Origin of the sequence: Streptomyces sp. NPDC015125, from assembly GCF_043080045.1 — a bacterium.
Lineage (GTDB): Bacteria > Actinomycetota > Actinomycetes > Streptomycetales > Streptomycetaceae > Streptomyces.
Window position 1 is genome coordinate 119,559 of sequence record NZ_JBIBVF010000015.1, and the last position, 17,551, is coordinate 137,109.

A 17,551-nucleotide genomic window follows, 5' to 3' on the forward strand; every position below is an offset into this window, starting at 1 on the left:
GGGCGAGTGGACGAAATAGTCCTTCGGCTGCTGGGGCCGGTTGAACTGGTCCACGAAGGCCGTTCGCTCGACCTCGGTGGGCCACGTCAGCGAGTGGTCCTGGCGATGCTGGGGCTGAACATCAACCGCACCGCATCCACGGAACAACTGATCGATGCAGTGTGGGGCGACTCGCCTCCCACCACCGCACGCGGCCAGATCCAGGTCGCCATCTCGACGCTCCGGAAGCAGTTCGCCCAGGCCGGCCGGCCCCACGCCATCAAAACCCGTGCCCCCGGCTACGTCCTCGAAATGGACACGGGCAGCGTGGACAGCCTGGAGTTCGACAGGCTGGTCGCCGGAGCGCGAGAAGACACCCGGGCGGACCGGATCGCGGAGGCGGCGGCAACCCTGCACAAGGCCCTGGAGCTCTGGCGCGGCCCGGCCCTGGATGGCGTACTGAACGACCCTGTGCAGCATGCGGCCACACATCTCAACGACACGCGCCTGTCCGTTCTTGAGGAGCGTGTCCGCCTCGACCTCATGCTCGCCAGGCACGATGAGGTCTGTGCCGAACTGACGGCTCTGATCGGTCAGCATCCCCTTCGGGAACGCCTTTATGAGCTTCTCGTTCTGGCGCTGTACCGCTCGGGGCGGCAGGCCGAGGCGCTGGAGGCGTTCCAGCGTGCGCGCAAGGCCCTCGCCGAAGAGCTGGGCATCGAGCCGGGGCAGGAGCTCCGCGACCTGGAGCAAGCGGTGCTGAGGCAGTCTCCGGCACTCGATCTTCCAGCCCCTTCCCCGGACAGAGGCGCCCCCGCTCTGTCCTCGGCCCGGTCCGACGCCCCGGAAGCCCACGAGAGCGGGTTTTGCCTCATTCCGCGTCAACTACCGGCGAGCATCGGCGACTTCACCGGGCGGCATGGTGAACTCGACAAGATCAAGGATCTGCTCGAACCCTGCTCCCGGACGGAGACCCCGGGTTACGCCGTTCCGATCGTGGACATCTCCGGCCCCGGGGGCGTGGGAAAGTCGGCCCTGGCCGTACGCGCCGCCTACGAGGTGAGCAAACACTTTCCCGACGGCCACCTCTACGCCGACCTGCACACCGCGTCCGGCGACGGACAGATCACGGCACTGCTGGCCCGGTTCCTCCGCGCTCTGACGATACCGGCCAAGGCAGTTCCGGACGATGCCCAGGAACGGGCCGAGATGTACCGCAGCAGGCTGGCGGACAGCCGCGTGCTCGTGGTCCTGGACGGAGTGACCAGTGCGGAGCAGGTGACACCGCTCCTGCCGGGAAGTGCGACCTGCGCGGTGATCATCACGAGCCGGGCCCGGCTGGCGGGCGTGCCCGGCGTCCGCAGCATCGATCTCACGGTGTTCGACATGGCCAACGCCCTCGAACTGCTGGCCGGCATCATCGGCCGTGAGCGGGTGCAGGCAGAACTCGGCACAGCTGTTGAACTGGTGAACCTGTGCGACGCACTGCCGCTGGCGCTGCGGATCGCCGGCGCCCGGCTGGCCTCCCACCCTCACTGGCGGGTCGAGTGGTTGGTCCAGCGCCTGCGGGACGAGCGTCGGCGCCTGGACGAGCTGAGCTACCGCGGTCTGGAACTGCGCTCCACCATCAGCCTGACGTACCGGGCGCTCTTGCCGTCGGCGCAGCGGCTGTTCCGGTTGTTCTCCCTGGTGCAGGCGCCCGCCTCACCGGCCTGGGTCGCGGCAGCCTTGCTGGACACCGACTTCGCGTCGGCGGAGGACATCCTTGACCTCCTGGTCGAGGCCCAGGTCATGGACACCGTTCAGTACCCCGGTTCGCTTCGGCCGTGCTACCGCTTCCACGATCTGGTGCGTGCCTATGCGCGCGAGGAACTGGTGGCGACCGAACCACCGGAGGAACAGGATGCCGCCCTGGCAAGGGTGCTGGGAGGCTGGCTCTCGCTGGTCGAGGAGGCCCACCGGGAAGAGTACGGCGGGGATTACACCATCATCCACGGCAGCGCGAAGCGCTGGAGGCTGCCCGAGAGCGCGGATGTGGAGCCCGTCCCGCGGCCGATGACATGGTTGAGCGGCGAGCGGCAGGCGCTGGTGACGGCTGTGCGGCAGGCAGCCGCCGCCGGGATGCACGAGTTGTGCTGGGACCTTGCCCTCTCCTCCGTCACGCTGTTCGAGGCGAAGGGGTATTTCGACGACTGGGAGGAGACCACGCGCCTGGCGCACGAGGCATCGGCCCGGGCCGGTAACCGTATCGGCCAGGCCGCGATGCTCTACTCCCTGGGGACCCTGCACATGTTCCAGACCCGTATGGAGCAGGCGGACGAGTGCTTCGGCAAGGCGCGGCAGCTGTTCGAGGCGGAAGGACACGATCACGGGCGCGCCCTGGTGCTGCGCAACGCCGCCCACCTGGACAGCGTGCGCGGCGACGACACCGCCATGCGGGAGAAGTACGACGAGGCACTGGCGATCACCAGGCTGGTCGGCGACCGGATCGGCGAAGCCCACATCATGCGCAGCCTGGCCGGCTGTTGGCTGGCCTCGGGAAACATCGAGCGGGCACGCACCCTCCTGGAACAGGCCCTCACCATCTCCCGGGAGGAAAACTGCCGTCGCGTCCAGGCCCAGGTGTTGCAGCGGTTCGCCGAACTGCACCTCGCGGTCGAACAGCCGCGACAGGCCCAGGAGGCGCTCCAGGAGGTTCTGCGGATCGTACGGGGCAGCGGGGACCGGATCGGCGAGGCGTATGCGCTGTACGGCCTCGGCTCGGTCCGCCGGCAGGAGAAGCGGCTTGACAGCGCCGCCGACACCCTGGCCCGTGCGCTGAACCTGTCACGGCGGGTGGGCGAGCGGGTCGTCGAGGCCAAATCGCGCTACGCGCTGGCCGAAATCGCACTGACGCGGGGCGACTACGAGCTGACCGCCACGCATCTTGAAGCGGCACGGGACCTGTTCGCCGAGCTCGGCTCCACGTCATGGCTGGAACGCACCGAGGACCTGATGGTCGAGGCCGGGGGCCCGAGCGCCGCTTGGAGCGACGGTCCTCAGCCCAATCGCTGCTGACCAGGCGGGTTCGGTCAGTGGTAGTGGCGCATGATGTCGGTGGCCCAGTCGGGCTGGGTGGTGGGGCCCTGGGGGCCGAATTCGGTCAGGTAGGGCTTGATGTCGAGGACGGGGGTGCCGTCGACGGCGTCCAGGCCTTGGACGTGGAGGTCGAGGCCGTCGGTCTTGATGAGGCGGCAGCGGGAGACGCCGAGCCGGTTGGGGCGGTTCTTGCCGCGCTGGGCGAAGATGCCGACCAGGGGCCAGTCGGTGTTGCCGCGTGGGTGCCGGGCCCCGGTCTGGATCTTGTCGGTGGGGACGCGGTCGAAGTGGTAGACGACTTCCAGGTGGGAGAAGGTGTCCAGGCCCGCCACCGCCTCCGGGCCGTACTGGCCGGCGTCCAGGCGGATGATCGCGGTCTCCTTGGCCCAGTCGTCGTCGCGGACCTCCGCCCGGCCGCCGACCACCCGGCCCACCGGCACCGAAACCACCGCGGCCGAGGCCGGCTCGTCCCCGGCCCACACATCGCCCCGGACCAGCAGCTCACCCGGCACCGCCCGGCGCACCACGAGATAGACCTCGTCCCCCGGCACTCCCAACAAGGTCCTCAACTCGTCGCGCAGCAGCCGCAGAAGTCGGCCCACCGTCTCCCGTGAGTAGGTGTCCTTGCAGGTGACGAAGCCGATCGGGGCACGCGGGCGGGCGGAGGTCTCGGGCCGCCCGGGCGCGGTCGCGGGTGTGGTGCGATCCCATTCGGGGCGGTGCGCCGCATCGGCATCGAGCTGCTGCCAGGTCATCCAGCAGTGCTGCGGAGGAATGCCCAGCAGTCCGGTGACTGCTTCGGCGAGGTGTGCCAGGGCGGGACTGCCGGGGCTCGGGTCGGGGGACAGCAGGGTGATGACGGGCATGGAAGGGTGCCTTTCTCGGCTTGGATACGGGGACCGGTGCGGCGGTCGGCCGGTGAGCGCGGCGGTCAGCCGGTGAGCGCGGCGGTCAGCCGGTGAGCGTGGCGAGCAGCTCCGATCGGTCGACCTTGCCGTTGGCCGTCACCGGCAGCCGGTGCACGCGCCGTACGACGTCCGGCACCGCGTGCGCGGGCAGTCGCAGGCCCAGGGAACGGCGCAGCAGCCCCGGGTCGTCGGCGGCCTCGCCGGAGGAGGTGTAGAACAGCGCGAGGCGGTCGTAGTTACCCAGTTGGCCGGGCACGGGGACGGCCACACAGTGCGTGATCCCGGGCAGCCGGGCCGCGTGCGCCTCGATCTCCTCCGGCTCGATGCGATAGCCGCGGATCTTGACCTGACGGTCGGTCCGCCCGGTGAAGTGGAAGACACCGTCGGCGTCCCTCAGGCCGTGGTCGCCGGTCCGGTAGAGACGGGTGCCGCCCGGCCCGCTCTCGTGGAAGCGGGCGGCCGTCAGGGCCGGGTCGCCGAGGTAGCCGTGTGCCAGGCCGGCGCCGCTGAGGCACAGCTCGCCCACGCCCCCGGGCGGGCATTCCCGCCCGCTCTCGTCCAGGACGTGCACTCCGGTACCGGGTACCGGGCGGCCGATGGGGACGCCGCGCTCCGCCCGGCAGTCCTGTGCGGTGACGGGGTGCACGGTGGCGAACACGCAGCTCTCCACCGGGCCGTAGCCGTTGACCAGCCGGACGCCGGGGTGGGCGGCGAGGAACCGGTCCACGTGCGCGGTCGACAGCCGCTCCCCGCCGATGTAGAGGGTCCCGAGGCCCCGGAAGCAGTCCGGGTCGATCTCGGTGAACAGATTGAACAGGGAGGCGGTGAGCCAGGCGTTGTCGACCGCGCAGGTATCGATCAGGTGTCGCAGGGTGTCCGGGAGGAGGTAGTCCTCCGAGGCGGTGACACAGGTACCGCCGGTGGTGAGCATCCCCCACAGTTCCAGGGAGAAGGCGTCCCAGGCCGACGGGGCCGCCTGCAGCATGACGGCGCCGGGGCCGAAGGCGAGGGGCCCGTCTGCGGTGAACAGGCGGGTGGTGGCCGCGTGCGGGGACACCACGCCTTTGGGTGTGCCGCTGGTGCCGGACGTGAAGAAGACCGTGGCAGGAGCGTCGGACGGCCCGTCGTACGCGCGGAACGCACCCGCGCCGCACCGGGCGGCGAAGTCGCCCGGGGGCCGCCACACGGGCCACCCGGACAGGCTGTCGGCGTCGGTCACCAGCACGGGGCCGCCCAGCTGCCGGAGCACGGAGTCGATCCGCTCCTGCGGCCACCTGGGGTCGAGGGCGGCATACCCGGCACCGCACTTGAGGACCGCGAGCAGCGCGACGTACAACCGGGCCGAGCGCGGCAGCAGGACGGGGACCAGCGTGCCCGGCGCCGCGCCGGCCGCTGCCAGCCGGGCCGCCCAGGCGTCCGCCGCTGCGTCGAGGGTGGCGTAGTCGAGCCGTACGGTGCCGTCCACCACCGCCGGTGCTTCCGGCTCCGTCCGGGCCCGGTGCGCGACGGCCTGGTGGATGAGTCCGACTCCCATGGAAATCCCTCCAGTTCTGCCGGCGGAACGACGACCGGGCCGACCGGCATTCCGGCCACCCACCACAGATATTCGATCTCCTTCACTCCTGTTGTCACGTACCAGAATCCGGGGACAGTGACCGGCATTGACCTTTCCCACGACCGAACCGGAATCTGGTGTGGCCGGGCAGCCACCTCGGCTTTCCTCAAGGGGGTTGATGTCCATGAGCTTTGCCGGACCGGAAGACCGCATTCTGCCCGCACCGGCCCTGGCGGGACACGGCAGCGGCGTCGAACTGCTGGACCACGACGCCGTTCCCGGGCTCTCCGGGGCCGGCGGAGCCCCGGGCAGCATGCTCCTGCTGCACGGATTCGGCGGCGACAAAAGCCAGTTGCGGCCGCTCGGTGACGCCCTGTGCCCGGCCGGTTCCGTCGCCGTCCACCCCTCGCTGCGAGCCCACGGCAAAAGCCACCAGCCGGACTGGGGCTACTCGGTACTCGACTTCTCCGCCGACCTCCATCGCATCGCCGACATCTTCCCGGACGAGTTGCACCTGGTCGGATACTCGTACGGCGGGCTGGTGGCGGCCGTCTCCGCGGTCACCTGGGGGGCGTCCCGGGTGCGCAGCCTGGTGGTGATCGACCAATCCTTCGACGCGCACCCCACTCTGCACGTGGCCGACGAATGGGCCGAGGGCAGCCTGCTGCGCTGGACCTACGACTTCGGGCACCTGCCGGACCTGCTGGAACGGCTCGGCATCCCGATGCTGGTGCTGGCCGGCACCGACAGCGGCAACATCCTGGCCGGTGAACGCGAGCGCCTCTCCGGCCGGAGCGGCGGAATGCTCCGGCTGGAAACCGTCCGAGGATCGCATGCCGACTGCTACCGCAATACGGAGGAGATCACGTCGGTGATGCGCGCATTCTATCGGGACCATTTCGCCGGGCTTTCCGGAAACGGAAACGGTGCGAAGGAAAAATCCGCATGACGTCCCGCCTCATCGAAGACGGCCCCGGCCGCACCCTCATTCTCGGAACACTCCTCAATTCCCTGGGAAACGGCGCCTTCCTGACCTGTTCTGCCCTTTACTTCACCCGGATCGTGGGCTTCAGCCCGTCCCAGCTCGGCCTCGGCCTGACCATCGCCGGCATCGCGGGCCTGTTCGCGGGCGTCCCCTTCGGCCACCTCGCCGACCGCAGGGGCCCGCGCGGCACCGCGGCAGCACTCCTCGCCCTCGCGGGCCTCGCCACCAGCGCCTACCTGACGACCGGCTCCTTCCCCGTGTTCGTCGTGATCGCCTTCCTGTACGCCCTGTTCGAACGCGGCGCCCACGCGGCGCGGCAGGCGCTGATCCCGGCCGTTCTGAACGCCGACAACCTCGTCCGCGTCCGCGCCAAGATCCGCGTCGTCACCAATGTGGGCGTCTCGGCCGGCGCCGGACTCGGCGGTCTGGCCCTGCTGTGGGACACCGGAACGGCGTACCGGCTCACCTTTCTTCTCGACGCGTTGAGCTTCCTGGGCTGCGGCCTGCTGTTCCTGCGGCTGCCCGCCGCACCGCCCGCCCCCCGGCGCACACCGGGCGAACCGCGGCTTGCGGTGCTGCGCGACACCCCGTACGCGCTGCTCGCCGCGCTGAACATGGTGATGCTGCTGCACATCCCGATCCTTGAAGTGATCCTCCCGCTGTGGATCGCGCTCCACACCGGCGCACCGCCCGCGCTCACCGCTGTACTGCTGCTCCTCAACACCCTCGCCGTCGTCGGCCTGCAGGTTCCCCTCACCAAGAAGATCGACGGACTGCGCTCCGCCGTCCGCGCCTTCCGCATCGCCGGAGTGGCCCTGCTCGGCTGCTGCGCGGCCTTCGCCCTGTCGGCCGGGCGCGGCCCGGTGGCGGCGACGGCGACGCTGGCGGTGGCCGCGGCACTCCATGTGTACGGCGAGATGGTCCAGTCGGCCGGTTCCTGGGTGATCGGCTACGAACTCGCCCCGGCGGACCAACAGGGCCAGTACCAGGGCCTGTTCAACACCGGGATCGCTGCTGTCCAGATGTTCGGCCCGGTCTCGCTGACCCTGCTCCTCATCGACTGGGGCACGCCCGGCTGGATGGTCCTGGGCGCGGTGTTCCTGGCCGGCGGGCTGGCGATGGCACCCGCGGTGCGCTGGGCCGAGGGCCGCATGGCCGGGGCCCGGGCAGCCGCCGCGACCGCCGCCTGAACGGTCCGTGCCGCACATCCCCTACGACATGTCAGACGAGGGAGACGATGACCCACCCCGACACCACCACCGTCCTCGGCCGGGACGGCGTGGAACTCCAACTGATCGATATGTGGCGCCGGTTGCTGGGCCGCGACGACGTCGGCATCCACGATGACTTCTTTTCGCTCGGTGGCCACTCGCTGCTCGCCATCAAGCTGACCGTGGAAGTGCGCAGGCTCTTCCAGGTCGACCTGACCGCCGCGGACCTGCTCTCCGCGGCCACGGTCGCCGAACTCGCGGAGATCGTCCGAGGTGGCGCGGCCGAACGGCAGGGCCAGCTGGTCCGCGTCCAGCAGGGCTCGGGCGGCAGCCCCGTATACGCCCTGCCGCCCGTGTCCGGAACCGTACTGCTCTACCCGCCCATCGCCCGTGCCATGGGCCTCGACCAGCCCTTCTGGGCCGTACAGTCGCTCGGTCTGCTGCCCGGCGAGGAACCTCTCTCCTCGCTTGAGGAGATCTCCGAGCACTTCATCGAGCAACTGCGGACCGTCCACCCCGACGGCGCCCCATGGAACCTGATCGGCTACTCGATGGGCGGACTGCTCGCCTACGAGATCGCCCGCCGCCTCAGGGAGCGCGGTGAGCGCGTCGGACTCGTCGGCCTGCTGGACACCCGCATCACGGTCGAGCCCAGCGGAGATCCGGACTTCGCGCTGCGCGCCCTGCTGTGGCGCGGGCTCAAACTGGAGCTGGACGTCGACTGGCTGCGCGGGCTGGACCCCGGCACCCGGGCGCAGGTCCTGGTGGAGCGGGCCGTCGCGGCCGGCACCATGCCCGCCGACTTCGACGCCGACCGGCTGCGCCGCATGGTCGACATGTATCAGTTCAACCTGGACGCCCTGACGGCCTACAAGATCAAGCCGTACGACGGCCCCGTCACCGTCTTCCGCGTCACCGACCGCTCCCTGGAGGGCGGCACGCTCCCCGACGACCTGGGCTGGAGCGAGGTCGCGGAGCAGGCCGTCGTCCTCGACGTCCCGGGCAACCACTTCTCGATGGTCGAACCCGGCCAGGTCGAGGTCCTGGGCCGCCGGCTGCGCGAGCAGCTCGACGTGAGGTCTGCGGCCGCCCTGGCCTCCTGACGGCCGCCCCATGGATGACCGCCGCCCCCCGGAACGGAGTACCCATGCAGGAGACCCACGGGACCTCGCCCTCGTACGTCGTCCACCCCATCGGCGTCGTCCGCTCGCCCCGCAGCGTGCCCGAACACGACCACTGGGGCGGTGTCAGCTCGATCATCGAGCTGGACCCCGAGCGGCTGCAGCCCGAGGCCGTGACCGGCCTGGAGGAGTTCTCGCACCTCGAAATCGTCTTTCACTTCCATCTGGTCCCCGAGACCGCGGCCGTCACCGGCGACTGCCACCCCCGGGGCCGCACCGACCTGCCCCGCCTCGGCATCCTCGCCCAACGGCTCAAGGAACGCCCCAACCGGCTCGGCGTCTCGCGCTGCGAGCTGGTCCGCGTCGACGGCCTGACCCTGCACGTACGGGCACTTGACGCGCTGGACGGCACGCCGGTCCTCGACATCAAGCCCTACCAGCGACTCTTCCGGCCGGAGGCCGAGACGGTCCGCGAGCCGACCTGGCTCCACGCGGCGATGTCCCGCTACTACAGCCTCTGACGACGCACCCAGTCCTCGTGCCACTCCTCACGCCCGGTCCGGCCACAAGCCACCCCGGGCCCTCCACCACCAAGGAGTCACATGTCCGTCCGCACCACCACCGGCGGCACCCCGGTCGATCTCGAACTCAACCTCGGCCGTCTCCTCGACCGCAACCCGCAGCTTCAGATCCCCCGCGACGAGTACAACATCAACGTCACCTCGAACGAGGGCGACCGGCTCGGCAGTGACGAACTCGCCGCGGAGTACGGCACGTTCCCCGGCGCGGGCCACCCGGCGCACCTGTACTTCCACCTCCCGCTCTGCAACTACATCTGTCATTTCTGCAACTACGTCAAACGGCTCGTGCCCCGCGGCAAGGAGGACGGCGCCCTGCGCCTGTGGTCCGACCTGCTGATCGAGGAGTCCCGCCGCTACCTGGACCGCTACGACTGGATCCCCCGAGCCCGCATCGAGTCCTTCTACATCGGCGGCGGCACCGCGGCCCTGCTGCTCAACAGCCCCGACTTCATCAGGCCGCTGGTCGAGCACGTCCGGGAGAACTACGAACTGTCGGACGGCATCGAGTTCAACATCGAGGGCAACCCGGAGAACTTCCAGCGCCACCACCTGGAGACCGCACGTGAGCTGGGCTTCAACCGGTTCAGTCTCGGTGTGCAGTCACTGCAGGACGAGGTGAACGACTTCACCAAGCGCCGCCATTCCGCGGCCCAGTCGATCGAGGCCGTCGAGAACCTGCTCGCCACCGGCTGCCCCTTCAATGTCGACATGATGTTCGGCCTGCCGTACCAGACCCCGGAGTCGGTACGCCGCGACATGGAGATCCTCACCGGCCTCGGTGTCCCCACCATCACCATCTACCGGCTGCGCAACGCCGACCGGGAGGAGATGGGCATCGGCAATCGCGCGGTCTGGAACAACCCCGCGGTGCGCGAACGGCTCATCCGCGAGGGCCGCTTCCCGGGCCTGGACTCGACGTACGCGATGCGCCAGGAGGCCGTCGAGGTCCTGCTGGAGCAGGGCTACCACCCCAGCCCCTGCGGCTGGTGGAGCCGCCCCGGCACCTACGAGGGCGGCAACATCCCGCAGACCTCGAAGAACAAGTGGGAGCACTACAACACCATGATCGCCTACGGTCCCGGGGCCTACGGCTGGCTCACCGGGGGCCAGGAGGAGTTCCTCCAGACGCACAACATCACCGACATCAGCAAGTACGTGTCGTTCATGCAGAACAACGAGGGCCTGCCGCTCAACTTCGGCCGCCGGCTCAGTGGCCACAAAGCCATCGGCACCGCGCTCGGCTTCAACTTCAAGGCCAATCAGCCGATCGTCCTGGCCCGCTACCAGGAGCGCTTCGGCGCCGACCTGCTGGAGATGGAGCCGTTCGCCTCCGCGTTCGCCGAACTGCTGGAGCGGGGACTGGTCGAGAAGGTCGATGGCGGCACCGCCCTCAGTCCGACCCTGGACGGCGAGGCCCTGCACGAGGAGATCATCTTCCACTACTTCCACCAGCGCATCGGCCTGTCCGACGCGCCCGTGTGCCGGCGGTGACCGTGCAGCAGACCGCACCCGCGACCGTCCCCGCGTCCCCGGCCCACGGGCCGGTCCGCCGGGTCGAGGACGCCTTCGCCGCCCTGCACCGCGCCGACTCCGCGCTGCTCGTGCCCTCAGTCGTGACCGCCACCACGGGCACGCTGCTCGCACTGACCAACCCGGGCGGTCACCTCATCGCCTCCCACCAGATCTGCGACCCGCTGCGCGGCGTCCTGACCCAGGAACTCACCGGCTCGGGACGCACGGTGACCTTCGTCGACTGCACCGACGTGGACGCCGTCATCGCCGCCGTACGGCCCGAAACCCAGGTGGTGTACACACAGTCCCTGAGCGACCCGCTGATGCGGCCGGCCCCGCTCAACGAGCTCGCCATCCACGCCCAGATGAACGACCTGCTGCTGGCCGTGGACAACACCGCACTGTCACCCGCCGAACTGCGGCCCCTGGAGACCGGCGCCGTGATCGTCATCGAGGACACGGCGCCCTGTCTCGACGGCTGGGGGGACGTCGGCGCCGCCCTGGTCACCGGCCTGGACCGGTATCTGCCACGAATCGCCGAACAGTGCGCGCGGCTCGGCGGCGAGGTGCACGGCTGGGCCGCCCACCTGCTGGAACGCTCCCTGTCCACCCTGCAACTGCGGGTGTCCGCCCAGCGGGAGGGCGCCGAGCGAGTCGCCGGGACGCTGCGTGCGCACCCCGCCGTACGGGTCGTACACCGACCGTCATTCGACGAGGCACCGTGGGCCCTGGAAACCCACCGGGGCTTCGGCGGACTGCTGTCCTTCGAGGTCGTACCGGAGATCCGCGACCTGTCCGGCATCCTGGCCGCCTGCGACGGCGACGGCACACCGCTCGCCGGCACCGCCCGGCTGCCCGCCCACACCAGCCACGCCCACCTGAGCGAGCGGATCCGCCGGGAAGCGGGCATCACGCGGCAACTGGTGCGCCTGGCGGTGGGCATCACCGGCAGCGACGCCCTGGCCGACCGGCTGGGGCGGGCCCTGGACACCGCCCTCAAGCAGAGCAACGGAGGTGACACGTGATGCTGAACGGCGTCGATCTACGCGCCCGGCAGACCCTGGCCGAGCAGATCGGGGAGGACTCCTGGGAGGCACAGCTGAGCGTCGGCGTGGCGGCCCGGCCCGCGGCGGCCGACCACTGCCGGGTACGCACCGAACCGATGCGGCTCGGATCCACCCGAGTGGCCCGGGCCTTCGGTATCGACCAGCGGTGCGGGCCCGGCACCGGCGACCACCTCGATCCGGTCGGGTCGCTGCTGGTGGCGCTGGGGGCGTCCGTGGCGGACAGCCTGGTCACCGAGCTGTCCGGTGAGGGGTGCGGCCCGGAGCTCCTGGAGGTGCTGCCCTGCGCCGAGTTCGCAGCGGACGGCTCCGCCAGGCTCTCGTACGGGATACGTCTCGACGGTGGGGCCTCCACCGGGCAGGCCCGGCGGGCGGTCGCGGCGGCCCGTGCGCGGGACAGCGCGCACCGCACCCTGGAAGAACCCAACGACGTCGAGGCCGTGGTGCAGACCGCCCAGGACGTGCACCTCACCAGCCGTCCCCTCCCGGCCGGCACGGAGCAGTTCACGGCCGTCGGGCGGCGTACCGCCCACGTGAGGTGGGAGGTCGGCACCCACGTCATCGCCGAGGTCGACGGCGTGCACGCCGAGTCCGACCAGCCCAAGCAGCTGTTCGGCGCCGACCTCGCGCCGAGTGCCCAGGAGTACGTCCTGGCCGCGCTGGCGGCGGAGGCTCTCGGCTTCGCCGACCCGCGGGCCGCCACCCCTGACGAGGCGTCCGCGTCCGTTCACGCCTCCGGCCGTATCGACCTGCGCGGCCCTTACTCCTCCTCCCCTGACGCACCCGCAGGACTGCGCAACCTCCTCGTCCAGTTGCTGCCCGCCGACCCGACGGAGGCGGGCGATGCGGCGGCCGGCGCCATACGCCGCTGGCTTGCCGAAGGACATGCCCTGCGGCTGGTCAGGGACGCACACCCGATCGAGGTCCGACTGGTCCTGGACGGCACCCCGGTCCCCGTACCGCACACCGAGAACGACCGCAGGAATGACACCAAGGAGCAGTGCCGTGCCTCGTGAATGGGATGCCAAGACGTACGACTCGCTTCCCCTGCCGCACCAGCAGTGGGGCAAGCGCACCCTCGGCCGGCTGCAGCTGAAGGGCGGCGAAACCGTCCTGGACGCCGGCTGCGGCACGGGACGCGACACCGCCGCGCTGCTCGACCTGGTACCGGACGGCCGGGTGATCGGCGTCGACGGCTCCCGTCGCATGCTCGACCAACTGCGCACCAAGCTGGCCGACCGGCTCGACCGGGTCGAGGTCGTCAACGCCGACCTGACCCGGCCCCTGCCGGTATCCGGCCGGGTCGACGCGATCACCAGCGTGGCCACCTTCCACTGGATCACCGATCACGCGGCGCTCTTCACCAACCTGGCCCGGCACCTGCGACCGGGCGGCCAGTTCGTCGCCGAGTGCGGCGGCAAGGGCAATGTCGCGCGGATCAACGCAGCCGTGGACGAGGTGCTCGGCAAGAAGACCGACGACACCGATGACAAGGACAGGGTCTGGTACTTCGCGGGTGTCGAGGAGACCACCGAGCGCCTGCAGGACGCCGGGTTCACCGGTATCGAGGTCAGCCTGCTGCCCGACCCGGCCCGGCTGGAGCCGGGCGAGCAGCTGTGGAGCTACCTGGCCACCGTGGTCCTCGGCTCCCACCTCGACAAGCTCCCCGCGTCCGACCACGAGCGCTTCGTCCGCGAGGTCGCCGCCCGCCTCCCCGAGCCGGTCGTCGACTATGTACGGCTCAACATCACCGCCCGCCGGGCCTGACGGAGGCTGCCGTGGCACACTCCGCTCTCCCCACCCTCCTGGTCGTCCACGACCGAGGCTCCGCCAGTCCGCTGCGCATCCTCTCGGCGGCGCGCGGACTGTGCCGGGTGGTCTTCCTGTACGAGGCGGAAGACCCGGCGTCCGCAGCCGAGTTGGGTCAGGTTGCGGGGCACGCCGAGGTCGCCGACGTGTCCGGACTCGGCGAGGCGGAGGTGTGCCGGCTGGCCGGGAGCCTGCACCCCGCGGGCGTCCTCACCTTCAGCGAGTACCGGCTGCGCCTGACCGCGGCGGTGGCCGCGCACTGCGGGGTGCGTTTCCACTCCCGGGCCACCGCGGAGGCCCTCACCGACAAGTACCGGCAACGACAGGCGCTGGGGGAGGCGGGCGTCCAGCGCACCGGTTGCGTCCCGCTCCGCCACCCGGACGAGGCCGCCGCCGCGCTCGCCCGAGTCGGGACACCGGCCGTGCTCAAGCCCCGGCACAGCGCGGGCAGCGTGGACACCTGCCTGGTCACCTCGGCCGACGAGTGCCGCTCGCGGCTGGCGGAGTTCGCCGGGGGTGACCACCGTGACTTCGTTCTGGAGGAGTTCCTGCCCGGCGACCCCGCGCAGACCGGCCCCGGCTGGGCCGACTACGTCTCCGTGGAGTCGCTGGTCGTCGACGGCGAGCCGCGGACCGCGGCGGTCAACGGAAAGCCGCCGCTGGTCCCGCCGTTCCGGGAGACCGGCCATGTGCTGCCGGCCCCCGTCCCACCTGCCCTCGCCGCCGAGATCGTACGCCTGGAACAGGCGGCGGTGCGGGCCCTCGGCATCCGGCACGGCATCACCCACACCGAGGTCAAGCTCACACCGGACGGGCCGAGGATCATCGAGGTCAACGGGCGGCTGGGTGGATTCATCGCCGAGATCGTGCAGCGCCGCACCGGCTACGACATGGTGGCGGCCGCTCTCCGAGTGGCTCTGGGCCTGCCCGTCACCTCCCCGGACCCCGCCCGGTTGTACGGGGACCGGGTGACCTTCCAGTACCTGCTTCTCCCGCCCCTCGGCCCGCTCCGGCCCGGCCCGCCCTCGCTCCTCGACCACCTCGGGGAACTGCCCGGCATCGACCTTGTCGACGTCTCCCCTCCCTCCCACTGGCACACCGACTGGCGCCGGGGCACGACCGGCGCGATCGGCACGGTCTACGGATCCGCCGCCGATCACACCGAGTTGAGCGTGCTGCTGGAGCAGCTCCGCGAGCGGCTGGACCGCTTCTGGCGCGGTACGCATGTGCCGTATACCGACGTACCGCAGGCCCTCGGTACGGTGGGCCAACTCGACTGACCGGCCGCCCCTTTGGCCGACCGCCCCTTTGAACGAAAGGCACTGCACATGCCCGAGAACAGCACTCCTGCCGCGGTGGTTTCGGTGCCGGTGGGCCGGGTGGTCGGCGGCCGGGCGGAGGTCCGCGACGACGACTGGGGCAAGGAGACCGCGATCATCCGCCTGGACGCCGGCCAGTACGGCCCGGAGGCGGTGGCGGGCCTGGACACCTTCTCCCACCTGGAAGTCGTCTACCACTTCGACCGCGTCCCCACCGACAAGATCCAGACCGGGGCCCGGCACCCACGCGGCAACACCGACTGGCCCCTGGTCGGCATCTTCGCCCAGCGCGGCAAGAACCGCCCCAACCGGCTCGGCGTCTCCCGCTGCCGCCTCATCAAGACCGACGGCCTCGACCTCCACGTCCAAGGCCTGGACGCCGTCGACGGCACCCCCGTCCTCGACATCAAGCCCTACCTGACCGAATTCGGCCCCCAGGGCCCCACCACCCAGCCCGACTGGGCCACCGACATCATGCGCCACTACCACTGACCGACCCCTTGCGCGGGCAGCCGCGGGCCGCCCCGGAAGATCTCGTGCCGGGGCGGGGGTACGGGCCCGGGTTTCACCGGGGCCGGAGGCCGAGAGCGACGCGGGTGAGTTCCGCCTTGTTGCCGATGCCGAACTTGGATCGCACCCGCTTGACGTACGTGTCGACGGTGTGCGGGCTGATTCCGATGCGCCGGGCCACCTGGCCGTGGGTCATCCCGGACGCGATGAACCGGAGCACCTGCTGCTCGCGCGGCGACAGCCCGGGCGCCGAACGGCCGGCCGCGGGCACCGGCGTACGGCGGTCCACGGCCTCGTACACCTGCCGCAGCACCTGGTCCGGGGTCGCCTCGGCCCGCACCACGACGACATCCGGCGCGCTCCCGCACCACGCCGGCCCCTCCGGCACGGCCGTTGCCAAGGTGTCCGCCACGAGCAGCACGTCGATCCCGGCCCCGGGGCCGGGAAAGGAATCGGCCGAGGTGAAGACGACCTCACAGGGGGACTGGGTGGTCAGCAGGTGCGTCAAACCCATCAATACGAGTGGCCGGCCGTCACAGATCGCCGTTCGCATCCCGCGAGCATCGGCGCGGGAGGCCGGCGGACCGGTTTCCGAGCGTTCGAGGGTGATCGTCTCCGTGCTCATCGATGCCTTCCCCGTAGATCGTGTTGATGCGTTCGATCGCCTCGGCCACCCGCTGCGATGGCGCGGCGGTGAAGCAGAGACGGGCCCAATTGCGGCAGTGCGCCCCGAAACCCCGGCCCGGGGCCAGGCCGACACCTAGCTCGGCGCACCGGTGAACGAACCGCTCGCCGTCCCCCCAGGCGCTCAGATCGAGGAAGGTGTACAGCCCGCCGGACGCCTTCGTGTGCGGAACCTCCAGCGTCGAATCGGCGAGCCACCCGGCCGCGGCAGCGTGGTCCCGGCGCCGGTCGAGCTCCTCGCGCGGCGTGCGCAGAGCCTCGTACACGGCGAACTGCGCCGGGGTGGAGACGGAGCGGGGCCTGTACTGCGACCACTTGGCCGGCGGCTCCGTCAGCCCCGGCGGGGAGATCAGGCAACCCACCCTGGCGCCCGGTATCGCATACGTCGTGCTGAAGCTGTGCACGGAGAAGGTGCGCGCCGCCGTCGCACCGACGGCCCCGATGTCGAGGAAGCCCTCCCTGGTGAAGTCGTAGTTCTCGTAGGTGTTGTCGGCGATCAGCCACAGGCCGTGCCGCTCGGCCAGGTCCGCAAGCGCACCGAGGCGGCAGCCGTCCAGCCGGTAACCCGTCGGGTTGTTGGGACTGTTGAAGTAGATCGCGCGGGTCCTGGGTGCCACTGCCCTCTCGACGACCCCGGCGAAGTCGAATCCGCGGCCCGCGCCGAGCTCCAGGAAGACCGGTACCTCGCGAGGCACGCCACCGGCCGCCCGAATCAGACCGTTGGTGAACAGCCACTGCGGTGAGAGCACCAGGACCTCATCGCCCTCCCGCAGGATCGCGTGCAGCGCGGCGGCGAGGGCCTGCGTGCCACCGCTGGTGACCAGGACCTGTTCGGGGGATACGGCACTCTGCCGCCGGGCGGTGGCGGCCTGGGCGAGTGCCGCACGCAGCGCCGGGACGCCGCCGGGAGGAGCGTGCTCGTCAGGGGCGAACCCGAACTCCCCGCTGCCCCAAGTGCGGGCACGGGCACAGGGTTCGAAGACGGTCTTGCCCTGGTGCAAGCCGATCGAAGCCGCGTGCCCGGAGCCGCGCAGCAGCTCTTCCACACGATCGAGAGGCGAGACAGGGACTTCACCGAGAGCTCGGCCGTGAGACGGCATGGCTGGGTGCTCCTGCTTGAGGAAACCTTCGGGGGCGAACGTGCGTTACGCCTGACTCCGCCATGCGACGGCACAGCGGGAGGGCGGGCGGCGCCGGGCCAGGGTTGCCGCACAGGGCTGCGGCCCCCCGGGAGA

At 70.8% G+C, this 17,551-nt stretch carries 15 protein-coding genes; 11 read left to right on the forward strand and 4 right to left on the reverse strand.

Going from position 1 to position 17,551, the window contains the following annotated elements; genetic code table 11:
• The first annotated feature begins 6 nt into the window (after nucleotides 1-6).
• A complete protein-coding gene (locus ACF088_RS27345; RefSeq protein WP_392378493.1) occupies nucleotides 7-3,036 on the forward strand; it encodes a BTAD domain-containing putative transcriptional regulator in 3,030 nt (1,009 codons plus the stop codon).
• Between the two features lie 14 nt (nucleotides 3,037-3,050).
• Here ACF088_RS27345 and ACF088_RS27350 read toward each other — a convergent pair whose 3' ends face one another.
• Together ACF088_RS27350 and ACF088_RS27355 are read right to left on the reverse strand one after the other, a co-directional pair.
• The gene (locus ACF088_RS27350) at nucleotides 3,051-3,497 is read right to left on the reverse strand and encodes an SAM-dependent methyltransferase (protein ID WP_392378570.1); all 447 of its coding nucleotides are present in this window, start codon (nucleotides 3,495-3,497) and stop codon (nucleotides 3,051-3,053) included.
• Between the two features lie 511 nt (nucleotides 3,498-4,008).
• The gene (locus ACF088_RS27355) at nucleotides 4,009-5,499 is read right to left on the reverse strand and encodes an amino acid adenylation domain-containing protein (RefSeq protein ID WP_392378494.1); all 1,491 of its coding nucleotides are present in this window, start codon (nucleotides 5,497-5,499) and stop codon (nucleotides 4,009-4,011) included.
• Nucleotides 5,500-5,704: 205 nt separating this feature from the next.
• Between ACF088_RS27355 and ACF088_RS27360 the strand changes: the two genes are divergently transcribed.
• The 10 genes from ACF088_RS27360 to ACF088_RS27405 all read left to right on the forward strand — a co-directional run bounded on the left by ACF088_RS27360 (nucleotide 5,705) and on the right by ACF088_RS27405 (nucleotide 15,614).
• On the forward strand, nucleotides 5,705-6,469 hold the full coding sequence (locus tag ACF088_RS27360; RefSeq protein WP_392378495.1) for an alpha/beta fold hydrolase: 765 nt from the start codon (nucleotides 5,705-5,707) through the stop codon (nucleotides 6,467-6,469).
• Complete coding sequence (locus tag ACF088_RS27365; RefSeq protein WP_392378496.1) at nucleotides 6,466-7,695, forward strand: MFS transporter; 1,230 nt, start codon at nucleotides 6,466-6,468, stop codon at nucleotides 7,693-7,695. Before ACF088_RS27360 ends, ACF088_RS27365 begins: the two co-directional genes overlap by 4 nt.
• Nucleotides 7,696-7,742: 47 nt before the next feature.
• Entirely contained in the window at nucleotides 7,743-8,819 is a 1,077-nt protein-coding gene (locus ACF088_RS27370; protein ID WP_392378497.1) for a thioesterase domain-containing protein, read from the forward strand.
• Between the two features lie 44 nt (nucleotides 8,820-8,863).
• Nucleotides 8,864-9,358: an SAM-dependent methyltransferase gene (locus ACF088_RS27375; RefSeq protein WP_392378498.1), complete on the forward strand. Its 495-nt coding sequence runs from the start codon at nucleotides 8,864-8,866 to the stop codon at nucleotides 9,356-9,358.
• A gap of 81 nt (nucleotides 9,359-9,439) precedes the next feature.
• Nucleotides 9,440-10,909: a radical SAM protein gene (locus tag ACF088_RS27380; protein WP_392378499.1), complete on the forward strand. Its 1,470-nt coding sequence runs from the start codon at nucleotides 9,440-9,442 to the stop codon at nucleotides 10,907-10,909.
• Nucleotides 10,906-11,955, forward strand: a complete 1,050-nt coding sequence (locus ACF088_RS27385; protein WP_392378500.1) for a PLP-dependent transferase — start codon at nucleotides 10,906-10,908, stop codon at nucleotides 11,953-11,955. The genes ACF088_RS27380 and ACF088_RS27385 overlap by 4 nt, the downstream gene beginning before the upstream one ends.
• Complete coding sequence (locus tag ACF088_RS27390) at nucleotides 11,955-13,010, forward strand: hypothetical protein (RefSeq protein ID WP_392378501.1); 1,056 nt, start codon at nucleotides 11,955-11,957, stop codon at nucleotides 13,008-13,010. Before ACF088_RS27385 ends, ACF088_RS27390 begins: the two co-directional genes overlap by 1 nt.
• Complete coding sequence (locus ACF088_RS27395; RefSeq protein WP_392378503.1) at nucleotides 13,000-13,761, forward strand: class I SAM-dependent methyltransferase; 762 nt, start codon at nucleotides 13,000-13,002, stop codon at nucleotides 13,759-13,761. Before ACF088_RS27390 ends, ACF088_RS27395 begins: the two co-directional genes overlap by 11 nt.
• 11 nt (nucleotides 13,762-13,772) lie before the next feature.
• Complete coding sequence (locus ACF088_RS27400; protein WP_392378504.1) at nucleotides 13,773-15,083, forward strand: acetyl-CoA carboxylase biotin carboxylase subunit family protein; 1,311 nt, start codon at nucleotides 13,773-13,775, stop codon at nucleotides 15,081-15,083.
• Nucleotides 15,084-15,131: 48 nt separating this feature from the next.
• Nucleotides 15,132-15,614: an SAM-dependent methyltransferase gene (locus ACF088_RS27405; RefSeq protein WP_392378505.1), complete on the forward strand. Its 483-nt coding sequence runs from the start codon at nucleotides 15,132-15,134 to the stop codon at nucleotides 15,612-15,614.
• A 73-nt stretch (nucleotides 15,615-15,687) separates the two neighbouring features.
• On the opposite strand, the gene ACF088_RS27410 is transcribed toward ACF088_RS27405, so the two are convergent.
• Both ACF088_RS27410 and ACF088_RS27415 read right to left on the reverse strand, forming a co-directional pair.
• On the reverse strand, nucleotides 15,688-16,146 hold the full coding sequence (locus ACF088_RS27410) for a response regulator transcription factor (RefSeq protein WP_392378506.1): 459 nt from the start codon (nucleotides 16,144-16,146) through the stop codon (nucleotides 15,688-15,690).
• 19 nt (nucleotides 16,147-16,165) lie between these two features.
• A complete protein-coding gene (locus ACF088_RS27415) occupies nucleotides 16,166-17,362 on the reverse strand; it encodes a pyridoxal phosphate-dependent aminotransferase (RefSeq protein WP_392378507.1) in 1,197 nt (398 codons plus the stop codon).
• Between the last annotated feature and the right edge of the window lie 189 nt (nucleotides 17,363-17,551).